Origin of the sequence: Streptomyces bicolor (assembly GCF_000719285.1) — a bacterium.
Lineage (GTDB): Bacteria > Actinomycetota > Actinomycetes > Streptomycetales > Streptomycetaceae > Streptomyces > Streptomyces bicolor.
The window spans coordinates 1-15,167 of sequence record NZ_JOFS01000067.1 but is presented as its reverse complement, the minus strand read 5'-3'; the positions used below and the strand labels follow the sequence as shown (position 1 = coordinate 15,167).

At 70.2% G+C, this 15,167-nt stretch carries 16 protein-coding genes; 9 read left to right on the top strand and 7 right to left on the bottom strand.

Annotation, left to right across the window (positions count from 1 at the left end):
• The first annotated feature begins 36 nt into the window (after positions 1-36).
• Entirely contained in the window at positions 37-411 is a 375-nt protein-coding gene (locus IF78_RS0141895; RefSeq protein WP_031487927.1) for a DUF4180 domain-containing protein, read from the top strand.
• Between the two features lie 106 nt (positions 412-517).
• Positions 518-1,432: an SDR family oxidoreductase gene (locus IF78_RS0141890; RefSeq protein ID WP_031487928.1), complete on the top strand. Its 915-nt coding sequence runs from the start codon at positions 518-520 to the stop codon at positions 1,430-1,432.
• Here the strand turns inward: IF78_RS0141890 and IF78_RS0141885 are convergent.
• Positions 1,423-1,860, bottom strand: a complete 438-nt coding sequence (locus tag IF78_RS0141885) for a hypothetical protein (protein ID WP_199921477.1) — start codon at positions 1,858-1,860, stop codon at positions 1,423-1,425. The two genes, IF78_RS0141890 and IF78_RS0141885, sit on opposite strands and share 10 nt — an antisense overlap.
• Before the next feature lie 50 nt (positions 1,861-1,910).
• On the opposite strand from IF78_RS0141885, the gene IF78_RS0141880 reads away from it, so the two are divergent.
• Positions 1,911-2,708 carry an SDR family NAD(P)-dependent oxidoreductase gene (locus IF78_RS0141880; RefSeq protein WP_031487930.1) on the top strand — a complete coding sequence of 266 codons (798 nt, stop codon included), beginning with the start codon at positions 1,911-1,913 and terminating at the stop codon, positions 2,706-2,708.
• A 158-nt stretch (positions 2,709-2,866) separates the two neighbouring features.
• Entirely contained in the window at positions 2,867-3,568 is a 702-nt protein-coding gene (locus IF78_RS0141875; RefSeq protein ID WP_031487931.1) for a L,D-transpeptidase family protein, read from the top strand.
• 40 nt (positions 3,569-3,608) lie between these two features.
• Here the strand turns inward: IF78_RS0141875 and IF78_RS0141870 are convergent, their stop codons facing one another.
• From IF78_RS0141870 to IF78_RS0141855, 4 genes are read right to left on the bottom strand one after another with little or no spacing between them, the layout of a single operon-like run.
• Positions 3,609-4,811, bottom strand: coding sequence for a Gfo/Idh/MocA family protein (locus tag IF78_RS0141870; RefSeq protein ID WP_031487932.1), 1,203 nt, complete (start codon positions 4,809-4,811; stop codon positions 3,609-3,611).
• 14 nt (positions 4,812-4,825) lie between these two features.
• Positions 4,826-6,163: an ABC transporter substrate-binding protein gene (locus IF78_RS0141865; RefSeq protein WP_234440012.1), complete on the bottom strand. Its 1,338-nt coding sequence runs from the start codon at positions 6,161-6,163 to the stop codon at positions 4,826-4,828.
• A 22-nt stretch (positions 6,164-6,185) separates the two neighbouring features.
• Entirely contained in the window at positions 6,186-7,118 is a 933-nt protein-coding gene (locus IF78_RS0141860; protein WP_031487934.1) for a carbohydrate ABC transporter permease, read from the bottom strand.
• 17 nt (positions 7,119-7,135) lie between these two features.
• Entirely contained in the window at positions 7,136-8,101 is a 966-nt protein-coding gene (locus IF78_RS0141855; RefSeq protein ID WP_031487935.1) for a carbohydrate ABC transporter permease, read from the bottom strand.
• Between the two features lie 177 nt (positions 8,102-8,278).
• Between IF78_RS0141855 and IF78_RS0141850 the strand changes: the two genes are divergently transcribed.
• The 3 genes from IF78_RS0141850 (at position 8,279) to IF78_RS0141840 (ending at position 10,650) form a co-directional block, all read left to right on the top strand.
• Positions 8,279-9,439 carry an ROK family transcriptional regulator gene (locus tag IF78_RS0141850; protein ID WP_031487936.1) on the top strand — a complete coding sequence of 387 codons (1,161 nt, stop codon included), beginning with the start codon at positions 8,279-8,281 and terminating at the stop codon, positions 9,437-9,439.
• Between the two features lie 100 nt (positions 9,440-9,539).
• Positions 9,540-9,725 (top strand): hypothetical protein, encoded by a 186-nt coding sequence (locus IF78_RS0141845; RefSeq protein WP_031487937.1) that lies wholly within the window; start codon positions 9,540-9,542, stop codon positions 9,723-9,725.
• A gap of 85 nt (positions 9,726-9,810) precedes the next feature.
• Entirely contained in the window at positions 9,811-10,650 is an 840-nt protein-coding gene (locus IF78_RS0141840; protein ID WP_031487938.1) for an EamA family transporter, read from the top strand.
• A 13-nt stretch (positions 10,651-10,663) separates the two neighbouring features.
• Here IF78_RS0141840 and IF78_RS0141835 read toward each other — a convergent pair whose 3' ends face one another.
• Positions 10,664-12,028 (bottom strand): S1 family peptidase, encoded by a 1,365-nt coding sequence (locus IF78_RS0141835; RefSeq protein ID WP_031487939.1) that lies wholly within the window; start codon positions 12,026-12,028, stop codon positions 10,664-10,666.
• A gap of 96 nt (positions 12,029-12,124) precedes the next feature.
• Entirely contained in the window at positions 12,125-13,141 is a 1,017-nt protein-coding gene (locus tag IF78_RS0141830; protein WP_031487940.1) for a DUF3800 domain-containing protein, read from the bottom strand.
• A 25-nt stretch (positions 13,142-13,166) separates the two neighbouring features.
• Here IF78_RS0141830 and IF78_RS0141825 point away from each other — a divergent pair, with 25 nt between their 5' ends.
• A complete protein-coding gene (locus IF78_RS0141825) occupies positions 13,167-14,342 on the top strand; it encodes a MalY/PatB family protein (protein WP_031487941.1) in 1,176 nt (391 codons plus the stop codon).
• A 123-nt stretch (positions 14,343-14,465) separates the two neighbouring features.
• On the top strand, positions 14,466-14,852 hold the full coding sequence (locus IF78_RS0141820) for a PPOX class F420-dependent oxidoreductase (protein WP_031487942.1): 387 nt from the start codon (positions 14,466-14,468) through the stop codon (positions 14,850-14,852).
• Positions 14,853-15,167 lie beyond the last annotated feature (315 nt).

Sequence of the window (15,167 nt, the reverse complement as noted above, 5' to 3'; positions counted from 1 at the left end):
GTCGGGGACCGATGGGCGGCCATAGGCTCACGCCCCATGACCACCAACACACTCGTGACCCTGCATGACGTACGCCTCCTGCGCTGCGCTCCCGAGGGTCCGCCCCTGGACGGCGAGAGCGCGGCGCTCGAACTGATCGGCGACGCGTTCGGGCAGGATGCGGGGTTGGTCGCGGTGCCGGTGGAGAGGGTTCCCGACGAGTTCTTCCGGCTGCGGTCGGGTGTCGCGGGCGCGGTCATGCAGAAGTTCGCCAACTACCGGGTGCGCCTCGCGGTGGTCGGTGACATCTCCCCTCACATCGCCGAGAGCACCGCACTGCGCGACTTCGTCCACGAGACCAACAACGGCGGCCACATCTGGTTCGTGCCGACGTACGACGCGCTCGACGCGAAGCTGCGCCCGGCCGGGTGAGCCTCCCCTGAAAGGCCGAAGCCGCCCGTCATACACGACAGAAGATGTCCGGCTTACCCGGCACCCTCGATAGCGACATCGCTCGCACAGGGTCGGGAGGCCGGACATGTCACAGCCGCTGAAGGACAAGGTCGCGCTGGTCGCCGGGGCGACGCGGGGAGCCGGACGCGGCATCGCCGTGGAGCTCGGGGCAGCCGGAGCCACCGTCTATGTGACGGGACGCAGCACACGCACCCGCCGCTCCGAGTACGACCGCCCCGAGACGATCGAGGACACCGCCGACCTGGTCACCGAGGCCGGCGGCCAGGGCATCGCCGTACCCACGGACCATCTCGACCCGGCACAGGTCCGCACCCTCGTGGGCCGCATCGCGGACGAACAGGGCAGCCTCGACATCCTCGTCAACGACATCTGGGGCGGCGAGAAGCTCTTCGCCTGGGACAGTCCCGTCTGGGAGCACGACCTCGACAAGGGCCTGAGGCTGCTGCGGCTCGCGGTCGAGACACACGCGATCACCAACCACCACGCCCTGCCTCTGCTCCTGCGCCGACCCGGGGGACTGGTGGTGGAGATGACCGACGGCACCGCGGAGTACAACCGCGACCACTACCGCAACTCCTTCTTCTACGACCTCGCCAAGGCGTCAGTCCTGCGCATGGCCTTCTCCCTCGGCCACGAACTCGGACCACGCGGAGCCACCGCCGTCGCGCTGACCCCGGGCTGGCTGCGCTCGGAGATGATGCTCGAGGCGTTCGGAGTGCGGGAGGACAACTGGCGCGACGCCCTCGAACGCGTCCCGCACTTCGCCATCTCCGAGACCCCGCGCTATGTGGGCCGCGCCGTCGCCGCCCTCGCCGCCGACCCCGGCGTGGCCCGCTGGAACGGCGAGTCCCTCTCCGCCGGGCAGCTCGCGCGGGTCTACGGCTTCACGGACCTCGACGGCAGCCGCCCCGACGCCTGGCGGTATCTCGTCGAGGTCCAGGACGCGGGGAAGCCGGCGGACACCACGGGTTACCGCTGAGGCGGCACCGGATCGGCCGCGCGGATCGGCCGGCGCGCGGAGTGGCCCGCCGGGAGGCCGAGGTCCTCGCGCACCGCCGTGTAGTAGCCCTCACGCCCGGCGCGCTGCCGCTCCAGCAGCGCCTGCCAGGCCTCCCGGTCCTGACCGCCGTCGTGGACGAACCGCTCCATCTCCATCACCGTCACCACCCAGGCCCGTGCCTTCTCCACCACGGCGACGCTCCCCAGCATGATCAGCGCCTCACCCGAGGGATCCCGCTCGTTGTTCGCCTCGGCCGGCAGCGGCCGGGCCTCCTCGGAGGTGAGGGGGTGCGGGTGGGTCCCGTGGCCGTTCCTGGCGGCGACCCGGTAGGCCACCGTGACCGTCTTCTTCACCGACCGCGCGTAGTCGGCGTACACGACGAGCCGCCGCTGCCTGAACACCGACATGAACGAACGCTGTCCGCCCGGGTGATCGTCTCGGTACTACGGTTCCGCCCATGACGGACACAACGCGCTTCGCGGGTTACGGAGTTCTGATCACCGGCGCGGCCCGCGGCATCGGCGCCGCCACCGCACGTCGTCTCGCCGAGGAGGGCGCGCGTGTCCTGGTGACCGACAGGGACGCACCCGAGGCCGAGAGGACAGCGGCGGAGCTACGGGGACGAGGGCTCCGGGCCGAGGCGCTGGCGTGCGATGTCGCCGACCGCGACTCCGTCGAGGCGGCCGTCGCCCACGCCGTGGAGGTCTTCGGCTCGCTCGACGTCCTGGTCAACAGCGCGGCCTCCTGCACCCCCGACACCTCGCTCTTCGAGGACGGCCCGGACGACGCATGGGCCCGCGACCTCGACATCACCCTGACCGGCACCTACCGCTGCTGCCGCGCCGTGCTCCCGCACCTGGCCGCCACCGGCCACGGCGCCATCGTGAACATCGGCTCCGTCAACGGCCTCCAGGACTTCGGCAACCACGCCTACAGCGCGGCCAAGGCCGGCCTCGGCTCCCTCACCCGTACCCTCGCCGGCCACGCGGCCGCCCGGGGAGTCCGCGTCAACCTGGTGGCGCCGGGCACGGTGCGCACCTCCGCCTGGGAGGGACGGGACGCGGATCTCGACGCGGTCCGCGCGCTGTACCCCCTCGGCCGGGTCGGCGAGCCGGAGGACATCGCCGCCGCTGTCGCCTTCCTGGCGTCCCGCGACGCGGCCTGGATCACCGGCACGACGCTCACCGTCGACGGCGGCCTCACCGCGGTGAACACCGGGTTCCGGGCAGCGATCCGCCACCCTGGCGACGCCTGAGGCGTCCGTCACATCGAGTGGGCCGCGTCGGCCACGCCCTCCCGCCCGGCGAAATTTCACCGTTTGGTCACAGCCCGGACCGGGCCACAACCGAGACCCCCACCCGCCGGTCTACCAGGCAGAAGTCCAGAGCCGCACGTAACAGGAAGGGCCCGGCCATGGGGGACATACGCAGACGGCGCGCCGTCGCACTCGGCATCACCGGCGGACTCGTCGCACCGCTCACGCTCACGCTCGCCGCCGCGCCGGCGCAGGCGGCCCCGAGCTGCACGACCCAGACCGGCCCGTATCAGAGGCAGGTCGAGAAGTTCCTCGGCCGACCGGTCGACGGCAAGCAGTCCGCCGCCGACTGCAAGGCCATCCAGGCCTTCCAGACCAAGCACGGCATCAGCCCGAACGCCGGCTACGCGGGGCCCGTCACCTGGGGCGTGATGGACCTCATGAACAAGCAGAAAGCCGTCGGCACCAACCCCAACAAAGACGGCAAGTGCCCTGTCAACAAGGGCCGCATCGCCTGTGTGAACCTCACGCTCCAGCTGAGCTGGATCCAGGACGGAAACAAGCTGGTCTACGGCCCCGTACCGGTCCGCACCGGCCGCAACGGCTACGAGACGCGCACCGGCCTGAAGAAGATCTACTGGCGCAACATCGACCACGTGTCGAGCATCTACGACGTGCCCATGCCCTACGCCCAGTTCTTCGACGGCGGCCAGGCCTTCCACTCGGTCGGCGTCAGCATGTGGAACCCGCCGGGCTCGCACGGCTGCGTCAACATGACCAAGACCGACGCGAAGAAGTACTGGTCGCTGCTGAAGAACGGCGACGACGTCTACGTGTACGGCCGCAAGCCGGGCACCTGACAGATGCGGGCACCCGGCTCGCGAGACAACGGGGGAAACGTCACGCCTCGGGCGCGTCCCCGAAGTCCGGGATCTCCAGCCTGACCCCGCCCTGCTGCGCGGAGTCGTGCGCCACGATGCCCGGCAGGGTGTAGCGGGCCGCCACCCACGCGTTCACGGACGGCAGGGTGCGGGTGTTGACCGCGGTCACGAAGTCGTCGACCAGGAAGTGGTGGCTGCCCTCGTGGCCGTTGTGCAGGTTGTCGAACTCCCTCGGCAGCCGGGAGCGGTCGTGCACCGGTGCCGAACCCGAGGTGAACGCGGCCCGCAGCTCCGGCGCGATGTGCTGGAGTGACGGATCGTCAGGAGACATGGTGGGCTTGGGTTCCAGCAGCTCGCTGATGTCCTTCACACCGTTCTTGTCCTGCCACATCGCCACCGTGGCGAGCTGCTCCATGCTCGCCTCGGTGCCGAAGAACCGGAATCGCGACTCCCGTATGTGGGAGGGGTATCCGACCCGCCGGAACTCGTTCGTACGGAACGAGCCGCCACCGGCGACCTCGAACAGCGCGGTCGCGTTGGACACGTCGTTGTCGAACTGGCTGACCGACCTGTCGAAGACACCGTCGCCCCGGTCGTCGACGACACCGATCGCCGACACGCTCACGGCGTGCGTCTGCCAGGCCCCGAGCACCCCGCCCACCGAATGCGTCGGGTACAGCAGCGGCGGATAGGAGGCGGTCGCCTTCCAGTTCTCGCCGCCGCTGTACTGGTACGCCTCGTAGAACCCCAGGTCCATGTCGTGGACGTAGTCGCCCTCGGCGTAGAAGAGCCGCCCGAAGGCGCCCTCGGCGATCTGGTTGCGGGCGTGCACCGTCGCCGGGTTGTACTGGCTGGTCTCGCCCATCATGTACGTCAGACCGGTCGCCTTCACCGCGTCGATGATCGCCGCGATCTCCTGCGTGGTGATCGCCATGGGGACCGCGGAGTAGACGTGCTTGCCGGCGTTCAGGCCCTGGAGCACCAGCGGGCCGTGCGTCCAGCGCTGGGTGAAGATGGCGACCGCGTCGACGGCCTTCGACTCCAGCATGGCCTCGTACGACGGGAACGTACCGGCCAGTCCCTGTGCGTCGGCGAGCTGCTCGGCCCGCTCGGGCAGCAGATCGGTGACGTACACGTCGCCGACACCGGGGTGAGCCTGGAACAGCGTGGCGAACTGGCCCGAGAACTGGCCGGCGCCGACGATGCCGAGGGAGAACGTCATGAAATGTATGCCTTTCACTGGCCGAGGACGAGGTTGATCTGGTCGTTGGTCTTGGTCAGGCCGCTCACCGGGGCGTCGTTGGCGTAGACGTCCTGCATCGCGGGGCGCATCAGGGAGTACACGTCCGCCGCGTAGTCGGTGATCGGGAAGGAGAAGGTCGTGGAGTCCTTCTTGTCGGTGACCGGTTCGGTGAAGGCGGACACGTCTATCCCCTTCTTCTCGTACGCGGCCACCGCCGCGTCCGTGCCGTCAGGGGTGGCGGGGAAGACGATGCCGTAGCCGCCGACGGTCTTCTGGCACTCGTTCGAGGCCAGGTACCGCACCCATTTCTTCGCGCCCTCCTTGTTGCGGGCGTTCTTGGTGATGGAGTCGGCGAGGCCGTTCATCATGGTGGCCCGCTTGCCGGTCGGGCCGATCGGCGTGGGTGCGGTGCCCACCTCCAGGCCCTTGGTGCCGTAGTAGGTGGAGATCATCCAGGCGCCGTCGAAGGCGGTGGCCGCCTTGCCGGAGGCGACCTGGGCGTTGGCCGGGTTGGCGCCGTCGGTGTAGTCGGTGAAGGGCGCGAGATAGCCCTTCTTCGCCAGGCCGAAGTACCAGTCGACCACCGACTGGAACGTCTCGCTGTCGTACTGGTACTTGGTGCCCCAGCGCGCCTTGTCCGTGTAGTGCCAGCCCGCCGAGGCGACGAACGGGCTCCACGTGGTCTGCCCGTCGGCGTCGCCGGCGCCGCCCGTGGCCATCCCGTACACGCTGACGTTGTTCTTGTCGAAGCCCGCCTCGTCACCGCGCCTGCCGTTCTTGTCGACGGTCAGGTGCGCGATGGCCTTCTCGAAGGTGCCGCCGTCCTTGGGGTTCCAGGAGAGGGTGTTGAGCTCCTGCGCGGTGAGCCCGGCCTCCTTCACCATCTTCTGGTTGTAGAAGAGGGCGACGGTGTCCCAGTCCTTGGGCGCGCCGTAGCGGTGGCCGTCCTCGCCCGTCCAGTTGGCGCCGAGTCCCGCCTGGTAGGCGGAGTTGTCGATGCCCAGGTCGTCCAGCGGTTCGAGCACCTGCAGATCGGCGAACTGCCCGAACGTCTGGATGTGGTCGGTGAAGACGTCCGGCTCGGTGCCCGCGATGAAGCTCGCGGTGAGCTTGGTCCAGTAGTCGCCCCAGCCCAACTGGGTGATCTTCACCTTCAGGCCCGGATTCTGCTTCTCGAACCCCTTCGCACAGGCCTGGTACGCCAGCAGCTGGTTGGCGTCCCACAGCCAGTACGTCACCGTGTTCCCGCCCGACCCGGCCGCACCGCTCTGCGCGCAGCCGGTGGCCAGGGACAACGTCAGCGCTCCGGCCAGCGCCAGGATCGTACGCATACGAACTCGCATACTCATCCCCTTACTTGATCCCGGTGAAGCTGATGGAGCTGACGATGCGGCGCGCGAAGCAGGCGAACAGCACGAGCATCGGGAGGGCGGCGATCAGCGTGGCCGCCATCAGGCCGGACCAGTCGTAGCCGGTCTGCGGGGTCTGCGCCCGGAAGATGGCCAGTGCCACGGTGAGCACGCGCGAACTGTCGCTGTAGGACACCATCAACGGCCAGAAGTAGTCGTTCCAGGCGGTGATGTATGTCAGCAACCCGAGGGTGAGGATCGGGGTGGACGCCATCGGCAGCATCACCCGGAAGAAGATCCGGATCTTTCCCGCCCCGTCCAGCAGGGCGGCCTCCTCCACCTCCCGGGGCACGTTCATGAAGAACTGCCGCAGGAAGAACACCGCGAACGGCGTCATGAACATCGTCGGCAGTGCGACGCCCAACAGGCTGTCGACCAGGCCGAGTTGCTTGATCAGGACGAAGTTGGGCAGCAGCGTGAAGATCGTCGGCACCATCAGTCCCGCCAGGAACAGCCCGAACACCTTCTCCCGACCGCGCCAGCGCAGCCGGGCGAAGGCGTACGCCGCCATGGCCGAGAAGAAGATCTGGCAGACGGTCACCAGCGTCGAGACGATCACCGAGTTGATCAGATAGCGCCAGAACTTGAGCCCGCCGCCCGAGCCGCCCTGGGCGATCGCCTCCTCGGTCGACTGCAGGCCGAGGGCCCGCTCGAAGCCCCCGGTCGTCGGATCGACCGGCAGCGCATCGCCGGGGTGGGCGGCGAGCGCGGTGTTCGAGGACAGCGCGGTGCGCAGGATCCAGTAGAACGGCAGCAGCGTGATGAGCACGATGGCGGCCATCACCGCCCAGGCCGCGATCCGGCCCGGGGAGAGCTTGCGGCGCTGCGTGCGCCCAACGTTCGGCACCTTCGTCGGTGCGGCTGTCACGGCAGCCATGTCGGTCGCTCCTTTCCTCAGCCGAGGTCGCTCTGGCCGGCCCGGGTGAGCCGGTACTGCAGGACGGTGATCGCGCTCAGGACGACCAGCAGGGCCACCGACATCGCCGAGGCGTACCCGAACTGGAAGCGGCCGAAGGCGGCGCCGTAGATGTAGTACTGCAGGACGTTGGTGGCGTTCGCCGGTCCGCCCGCGGTCGTCACCGCGACCGTGTCGAACACCTGGAACGAACCGATCACCGTCATGATCAGAACGACCGCCAGGACCGGCCTGAGCAGCGGCATCGTGATCCGCCAGAACATCCGCCACTCACTCGCGCCGTCCACCTTCGCGGCCTCGTACATGTCCTTCGGGATCGCCATGAGTCCCGCGAACAGCAGCAGCGCGGTGTATCCGACGTGCCGCCACACGTTGATCAGGGCGATCGTCGGTACCGCCCATGTCTCGTCCGCGAGGAACGGGATCCGGTCGAAACCGAGCCCGGCGATGATCTCGTTGCCTATGCCGAGCTGGGTGTCCAGGATCCAGAGCCAGACGATGCCCGCGACGACGTTGGACATCAGGTACGGAGTGAGCACGATCCCGCGCAGCACGGCCGACTGCGTCAGCCGTTGCAGCAGCACCGCGATGGCGAGCGCCGACACGGTCTGCACCCCGATGTTGATGACCACGTACTCGACGGTTACCACCAGCGAGTCCCAGAAGATCGGGTCGTTGACCATCCGCACGTAGTTGTCCAGGCCCACCCACTCCGCCGGTGTGAGCAGGTTGAAGCGGGTGAAGCTCAGGTAGATGCCCCGCAGAGTCGGCCAGAGCAGGAAGACGGCGAAGCCCAGCAGCGCCGGTGCGATGAACACCGCGGCGAGCCGCCCGTCTCCCTGGCTCTCGCGGGTCGGAGCCCGCCGTGTCCGCTGCTTGGTCCCTGCCCCCTCGGCGCCGCCCAGCGGCAGACGCGACGGAGGGCTGCTGGAGGCGATGGTCATCGGGAGACTCCCTCGTCTGCGGCTCGTCCTCGGCCACTTACTTTTGTGGCGGAAGAATCCAGCCGTCAAGAGGCGCGCCAACTTCTTCCTTGCAGGGCCCGGCCGTCATAGACTGGCCTGGTTGATTTTGCCGAGAAAGAAATCATGCGGGAAAGATCATGTGGGAGCCTGACGACCATGAACCCAGTAGCCGCCAGCTGGCTTCCTCTCAGCCCCGGTGAACGCTCCGTCGCGATCGAGGTGCTCCTCGGTGGCCCTCTGTCGCGCACCGAACTCGCCCGGCGGCTCAATCTGTCCGCGGGCAGCCTCACCCGGCTGACCAAGCCGCTGATCGAGTCGGGCCTCCTCGTCGAGGTCCCGGAGGCGGGCGCTCCGGCGGAGGTGCGTCAGGGGCGCCCCTCCCAGCCGCTGGACGTCGTCGCCGAGTCCCGCTCCTTCGTCGGGTTCAAGATCACCGAGGACATGGTCTACGGCGTCGTGACCACCCTCAGGAGCGAGATCGTCGCCCGCCACGACCGCCCCCTCGCCACGCACGACCCGGCCGAAGTCGCGGACCTGCTGGGAGAGATGGCCGAGGAACTCGCCGGCGACCACCCCCGACTCGCCGGCATCGGCATCGGTGTAGGCGGCCTCGTCGAGGACCGTGCCGTGGTCGGGGAGTCCCCGTTCCTGCACTGGAGCGACGTCCCGCTCGCCGAGCTGGTCGAGGAGCGCACGGGGCTGCCGGTCGTCGTGGAGAACGACGTGGCCGCCTTCGTCGAGGCGGAGACCTGGTTCGGCGCCGGCCGCGGCCTCGACCGTTTCGTCGTCCTCACCATCGGTGCCGGCATCGGCTACGGCCTGGTCCTGGGCGGCAGGCGGGTGCCGTACGCCGAGGAGGACCGCGGTTTCGGGCGGCACTGGATCGTGAACCCCAACGGCCCGCTCACCCCCGATGGTGCGCGCGGTAGTGCCGTCTCACTGCTGACCATCCCCAACATCCGCTACCAGGTCCAGGCGGCCACCGGCCGGGACCGCACGTACGAGGAGATCCTGGAGCTCGCCGCGGCGGGTGAGGCGATGCCCGCCCGGGTCGTCGAGGAGGCGGCCCGCGCGCTCGGCACCCTGGTCGCCCAGATCGGCAACTTCGTGCTGCCGCAGAAGATCCTGCTGGCCGGAGAGGGGGTGGGGCTCATGGGCGTCGCCGGAAAGACCGTGACGGAGACCATCCGCGCCCACCGGCACCCGCTCGCGGCGCCGATCGACCTGGAGACCAAGGTGTCCGACTTTCACGACTGGGCACGTGGCGCCGCGGTGCTGGCGATCCAGGTGCTCGTGCTGGGAGCTGCGGATGCCTGAACTCGGCCGCGCGTGCGGACAGATGGACGTGATCAGCAACACGGTCCGGTATGTCCGCATTGAGTGTGCTTGCTCACAGCGTCTTCACCTCTGCGGCCGTATGCTTCACAGCATGTCCACCACTGTTGCATTCGCCTCCGAGCGATCGGCTGACGAGGTCAACGAGGAGATCCGCGCGCTGTGGCGCCGGTCGGGCGGGACACTGAGCGTCGAGCAGCGCGAGGAGTACCAGCGCCTCGTCCTGGAGTGGGCCGCAGCGGCCCCGCAGCCGGAGAAGGCGGCCTGAGCGCTCGCCTCGGCCCACCCCCGCACACCGTCCTCGGCCCGCCTCACCGTGCATCGGAAAACCCTGCCGGGGCACTCCTGTCCCGATGGGTGCCTTTCTCGCTCTGACCTCGGCCGTCATCTACGGCGTCGTTGACTTCGCCGGCGGCATCCTGTCCCGGCGCGCCCACTTCGCCGCCGTCACCGTCCTCGGCCAGCTCGGCGGCCTGCTCCTGGCCGCCGCGGCCGCATTCCTCGTTCCCGCCCCGGCCGTCCGCCCCACCGATCTGCTCTGGGGTGCCCTGTCCGGCGTCGGCAGCGGGGCGGCGATGCACTTCCTCAACCGCGGGCTGAGCCGGGGCGCCATGAGCACCGTCGTGCCTGTGAGCGCGGTCACCTCCGTCGCCCTGTCCGTGCTGTGCGGGGTGCTGCTGCTCGGTGACCGGCCCGGGGCTGTCGCCTGGGCCGGCTTCGTGGTCACCGTGCCCGCCCTCTGGCTCGTCGCGGACGACCGGAGAGCCCTGCCCGGATCGGTGGCCTCGCGCGGTGTCACCGACGGTCTGCTGGCCAGTGCCGGTGTGGCCGTGCAGTATCTCGCGCTCGGCCAGGCCGCGGCGGCGAGCGGGCTGTGGCCGGTCGCGGCGGGCCGTGTCGCCGCCGTACTGGCACTGCTGCCGGTCGCCGTCCGGCACGGACGGGAGATGCGGCTGCCGGCGCGGTGCCGGACCCAGGCGCTGCTGATCGGAGCGGGAGCGGCGCTCGGACTCATCCTCTACCTGCTCGCCGCCCAGCGGCAGTTGCTGGCCGTCGCCGTCGTCCTCGCCTCCCTCTACCCGGCGCTCCCCGTGGTCCTGGGGTTCGTGCTCCTCCACGAACCCCTCACCGGGCGACGCGCGATCGGGCTGATCGGCGCGGCGGCGGCCACCGTCCTGCTGACCCTGGGCTGACGGGCCGACCCGGTCACCCCCAGGTCGCCGAGTAGTAGCGCCGGTACGCCTTGCGGTCCTGTTCCGCCCGGATGAACCGGGTCGCCACGAGTGCGACCAGGCTGCCCGCGACGACCAGCAGACCGGGACCGGCGTTCTTGGGGTCCGCGAGGCGGGACAGCAGGGTCGAGGCGTCCGTGCCGCTCACCGATGCGGACGAGCCGGGCGAGGCGTCGCCGGGCGCGACCGCGCTCTGCGTCGCGGACGGGGCCGGCGAGGCGCCCTGACCCGAACCGTTCTGCGCCGCCACGAGCAGCTTGACGTCCAGCGCTTCGAGCGCCTTGGTCACCGGCTGGAAGAACGTCGTACCGCCCGCGTTGCAGTCGCCGCTGCCGCCCGATGTCACCCCCAGCGCGATGCCCTCGGAGAACATCGGACCGCCGCTGTCCCCGGGCTCGGCGCACACGTTCGTCTCGATCAGCCCCGTGACCGTCCCCTCCGGGTAGTTGACGGTGGCGTTGACCGCGGTCACCTCGCCGTCGCGCAGCCCGCTCGTGCTGCCGCTGCGGAACACCCGCTGTCCGACGGCGGGATCAGCGGCGCCGGTGATCCGCACCCCCTTGCCGTCGCCGATGGACACGACGTCGGCACCGGCGCCCGCGTCACCGCTCGCGTACTCCACGAGGGAGAAGTCACCGCCGGGGAAGTTCTGCTGGACCGTCGGGCCGATCTGCTGGTTGCCCCGGTTGTCGGCGAACCACACCGAGCCGTTCGGCCCGCAGTGCCCGGCGGTGAGGATGAAGTCGCGCTGCCCGTCGGTGACGTTGAAGCCCGCCGAACAGCGGCCGGCGGTCGACAGCAGCGGCAACGCGCCGTTCAGCCGCGTCGTGAACGTGCCCTCGGTGCGCTCCATGCGCACGAAGCCGCCGATGTCGCCCGCGACCCGCGTCATCCGGGACCAGTCGGCGGCGGAGACGGTGCTGTCACCGCGTACGACCACCTCGTTGGACCGGTAGTCCATGACCCACGCGGTGCCCGCCACCCGGGGCGCCGAACGCAGCGTCGACGTCGCCGACTTCAGCTCGTCCATGCTGTGGTCGACCAGCTTCGCCTCGGCACCGGCCTGGCGCACCTCGGCGGCCGCCGCCTCGTCGGTGACCGCGACGACCGGCTTCCCGTCGGAGTTGACCCAGCTGCCCGCCGTACGGGACGTGCCCAGACTGGAGACGAGGTCGCTGCCGGTGTCGGCGGCCGAAGCCGCGTAGGTACGCGGGACGGCGGAGGCGTCCGGTGGTTCGCTCGCCACGGCGCGTGTGACCATCGTTCCTCCGAGGAGGAGTCCGCCGACGGCCGCCAGCCGTGTCACTCGCCGGACGAGACGTCGTCGTGCGTGCCTCATGCAGGGCTCCCGAACCAGTACAGCGCGGCGTCAACGCCGCGGGGCCCTCCCGTAGTTGAGCACCCTCTCTCCATACGTGGCGAAGCCCGCCCGTGTTCACCGCACGGGTGATTGCTCCTGTGCCCGGTCCCGCCCGAGCACTGCCCAGCTGCGCTCGTCGCCCCAGATGGACGCCGGATCCACATACGGACGCAACAGCGCGGTGAGCGCCGGATCGCCGCGTCCGTTCAGTTCGTCGGAGGCGAGCTTGCGGGCGATCCCCGCGAGGAAGTCGGCGAGTTGCACCCGCGGATCGAGCCGCGAGTGCACCAGCCGCAGCCCGCCGAAGCCGACACCGGCCCGTCGGGCCGTTTCCCCGATCCAGGCGATGCGTTCCGGCGTCAGCATGTTCTGCCGGTCGTGGACGAGACGCACGGACCGCCCTCCGGCACTCCACAGCGCGGCCGTATTCACGATGGCGGGCAGCAGGGGATTGAGGACGGGAATGAGCGGCGGCCCGTCCAGCAGCCGTGCCCGATAGGAATCGGCGAGGGGCCGCGACGCCGCGAGCAGATTCAGCGTTCCGGCCACGTCCGTGCGGCCGTCCGCGCACCGCAGCGCCCGCACCGCGCGGAAGAATGCCTCGACGGGTTCCCGGGCCCCACCGTCGTTCCTGACCCGCAGCAACTGGTTGGCCGCCGTCAGGAATTCCCGCCAGATCTCCTCGCCGAAATCCCGCCGCCCCGCCCGGTACAGGCCGAGTGCCGTGCTGCCGTCGCCGAGCAGCAGGTCGACGGCCCGGTCCACGACGAAGTAGGCCTTCTCGATCAGATGCACCCGGGCGTTCCCATGGATCGGACCGGTCGGCGCGAGCAGCCATTCCAGCACCGCCCGGTGTTTCTCCCGCAGCAGATGGTTCGCCTTGTACTCCTCGGCGGGCGAACGAATACGGTCCCGGATCTCCCGCACATGACCGGCGGCCGATTCCACGGGCAGCCGCACACTGGCATGCGCGAACACATCGGTGTTCCCGCCGGTCAGATTCTCACCGTCCGACCCGGACTCGTCGCAGGCCACTTCCAGGAATCCGCCGCCCGTCACCGGCCATTGCCCGTCCTCGCCGTTCCCGGCCACCGCACAGCCCCCTATCTTGTGCCCCATGACCAGGATCCCGCACGAAACGTCCGGTGAGCCAAATCCTTTTCGCGCCCTCACCCTCGACCGGCTGCGATGTCGTACGAGCATGAAATGGCGCGCCTACCCCGACGACGTGCTGCCGCTGTGGGTGGCCGAGATGGACGTACCGCTCGCCGAACCGGTCGTCCGTGCGCTCACCGACGCCCTCGCCCTCGGCGACACCGGCTACCCGGCGGGCACGGGATACGCCGAGGCGCTCGCCGGGTTCGCGGCGAAGAGGTGGGGCTGGGACGGGCTCGCCGTGGCGCGGACGGCGATCGTGCCCGACGTGATGCTCGGTGTGGTCGAGATGCTGAAGCTGGTCACCGGACCGGGCGATCCGGTGGTGGTGAACTCACCCGTGTATCCGCCGTTCTACCAGTTCGTCGAGCACATGGACCGGCGGGTGGTCGAAGCCCCGCTGGGCCCGGACCTGCGCATCGACCTCGACACCCTGGACGAAACCTTTCGCCGAGTGACCGGGAGCGGCCGGCGCGCCGCCTTCCTGCTGTGCAGTCCCCACAACCCGACCGGCACCGTGCACACCGCGGCGGAGCTGTCCGCCGTGGCCGCCCTCGCCGACCGCCACGGCGTGCGCGTCGTCGCCGACGAGATCCACGCACCGCTCACCGCCGGCGGCGCCGAGTTCGTGCCGTACCTGAGCGTCCCGGGCGGCGAGAGCGGGCTGTCGCTGATGTCGGCGTCGAAGGCCTGGAACCTGGCCGGACTCAAGGCGGCCCTCGCCCTCGCCGGACCCGCCGCCGCCGACCTGGCCCGCCTGCCCGAAGAGGTCAGCCACGGTCCGAGCCACCTCGGCGTCATCGCCCACACCGCCGCCCTGCGCGACGGCACCGGCTGGCTCGACGCCCTGCTGGCAGGCCTCGACGACAACCGGCGCCTGCTCGCGGACCTCCTGGCCGAACACCTCCCGGCGATCACCTACCGCCCAGGTGAGGCCACCTACCTGGCCTGGCTCGACTGCCGCGCCCTCGGCCTCGACGAGGACCCCGCGGACGTCTTCCTGCACCGCGGCCGGGTCGCGCTGAACTCCGGGATCCCGTTCGGGACCGGCGGCGCGGGCCACGTACGGCTGAACCTGGCGACGTCGCCCGAGCTGATCACGGAGGCGGTACGGCGGATGGCCGCGGCACTCGACTGACACTGCAGGGGCGGGGCGCCTCACATGGCAGAGGTGGGGGCCGGACACGGCCGGGACGGTGCCCGACATGGCCGGGGTGGGGCGCCCGGACCGGCGCCCCACCCCGCTGCCTACACTTCCGCCATGGACGACACGTCGCTGGACCGGCTCGCAGCGGGCAAGTACCTGCTCATCACCAGCTACCGCAAGAACGGCACCGGCGTGCCGACGCCGGTCTGGGTCGTCCGCGACGGGGACGCGCTGGGCGTGTGGACGGTCGCCGACTCCTGGAAGGTCAAGCGCGTCCGCGCCCGCGCCGACGTCCTGGTCGGCCCCTGTGACCTGCGCGGCAAGCCCACCGGCGAGCAGGTCCCCGCCACCGCCGAGATCTGCGACGAGGCGACCAGCGCCCACTACCGTCGGCTCATCGCCCGCAAGTACGGGATCACCGGCCGCCTCACGCTCCTCGGCAGCCGACTGCGCCGCGGTGTGAACGGCACGGTCGGCATGCGCATCACCCTGACGAACTGACCCGCGTCACGGACGCCCGGTGACGTGTCACGGGGATTCCACCACCGGTCCGTCAGCACCGGGGCGCCGGGCAGCGGCTCACCGGACTCGACAGATGGAGTCCGTTCACCTTGGACAACGGGCGTTCCGGATCGGGGGACTCACCGGATCTCATCGAGGCGTGGGTGACGGGCCGATGGGAAAGGCCATCGGGATGAGAGCCTGTGTCATATCCCTGGCCGGGCGCGCGACGCCTGGCACGCACTCCCCCAGAGGGGGGACCCCCAGCCGCGTTGCCGAACCGCCCACGTGGCTCCTCCCCCACGCTCGAACCGA

Excerpts from the sequence above, each read along its gene's own strand:
- IF78_RS0141895 (WP_031487927.1), top strand. The coding sequence starts at position 37 with ATGACCACCAACACACTCGTGACCCTGCATGACGTACGCCTCCTGCGC.
- IF78_RS0141890 (WP_031487928.1), top strand. The coding sequence starts at position 518 with ATGTCACAGCCGCTGAAGGACAAGGTCGCGCTGGTCGCCGGGGCGACG.
- IF78_RS0141885 (WP_199921477.1), bottom strand. The coding sequence starts at position 1,860 with ATGTCGGTGTTCAGGCAGCGGCGGCTCGTCGTGTACGCCGACTACGCG.
- IF78_RS0141880 (WP_031487930.1), top strand. The coding sequence starts at position 1,911 with ATGACGGACACAACGCGCTTCGCGGGTTACGGAGTTCTGATCACCGGC.
- IF78_RS0141875 (WP_031487931.1), top strand. The coding sequence starts at position 2,867 with ATGGGGGACATACGCAGACGGCGCGCCGTCGCACTCGGCATCACCGGC.
- IF78_RS0141870 (WP_031487932.1), bottom strand. The coding sequence starts at position 4,811 with ATGACGTTCTCCCTCGGCATCGTCGGCGCCGGCCAGTTCTCGGGCCAG.
- IF78_RS0141865 (WP_234440012.1), bottom strand. The coding sequence starts at position 6,163 with ATGCGTACGATCCTGGCGCTGGCCGGAGCGCTGACGTTGTCCCTGGCC.
- IF78_RS0141860 (WP_031487934.1), bottom strand. The coding sequence starts at position 7,118 with ATGGCTGCCGTGACAGCCGCACCGACGAAGGTGCCGAACGTTGGGCGC.
- IF78_RS0141855 (WP_031487935.1), bottom strand. The coding sequence starts at position 8,101 with ATGACCATCGCCTCCAGCAGCCCTCCGTCGCGTCTGCCGCTGGGCGGC.
- IF78_RS0141850 (WP_031487936.1), top strand. The coding sequence starts at position 8,279 with ATGAACCCAGTAGCCGCCAGCTGGCTTCCTCTCAGCCCCGGTGAACGC.
- IF78_RS0141845 (WP_031487937.1), top strand. The coding sequence starts at position 9,540 with ATGCTTCACAGCATGTCCACCACTGTTGCATTCGCCTCCGAGCGATCG.
- IF78_RS0141840 (WP_031487938.1), top strand. The coding sequence starts at position 9,811 with ATGGGTGCCTTTCTCGCTCTGACCTCGGCCGTCATCTACGGCGTCGTT.
- IF78_RS0141835 (WP_031487939.1), bottom strand. The coding sequence starts at position 12,028 with ATGAGGCACGCACGACGACGTCTCGTCCGGCGAGTGACACGGCTGGCG.
- IF78_RS0141825 (WP_031487941.1), top strand. The coding sequence starts at position 13,167 with ATGACCAGGATCCCGCACGAAACGTCCGGTGAGCCAAATCCTTTTCGC.
- IF78_RS0141820 (WP_031487942.1), top strand. The coding sequence starts at position 14,466 with ATGGACGACACGTCGCTGGACCGGCTCGCAGCGGGCAAGTACCTGCTC.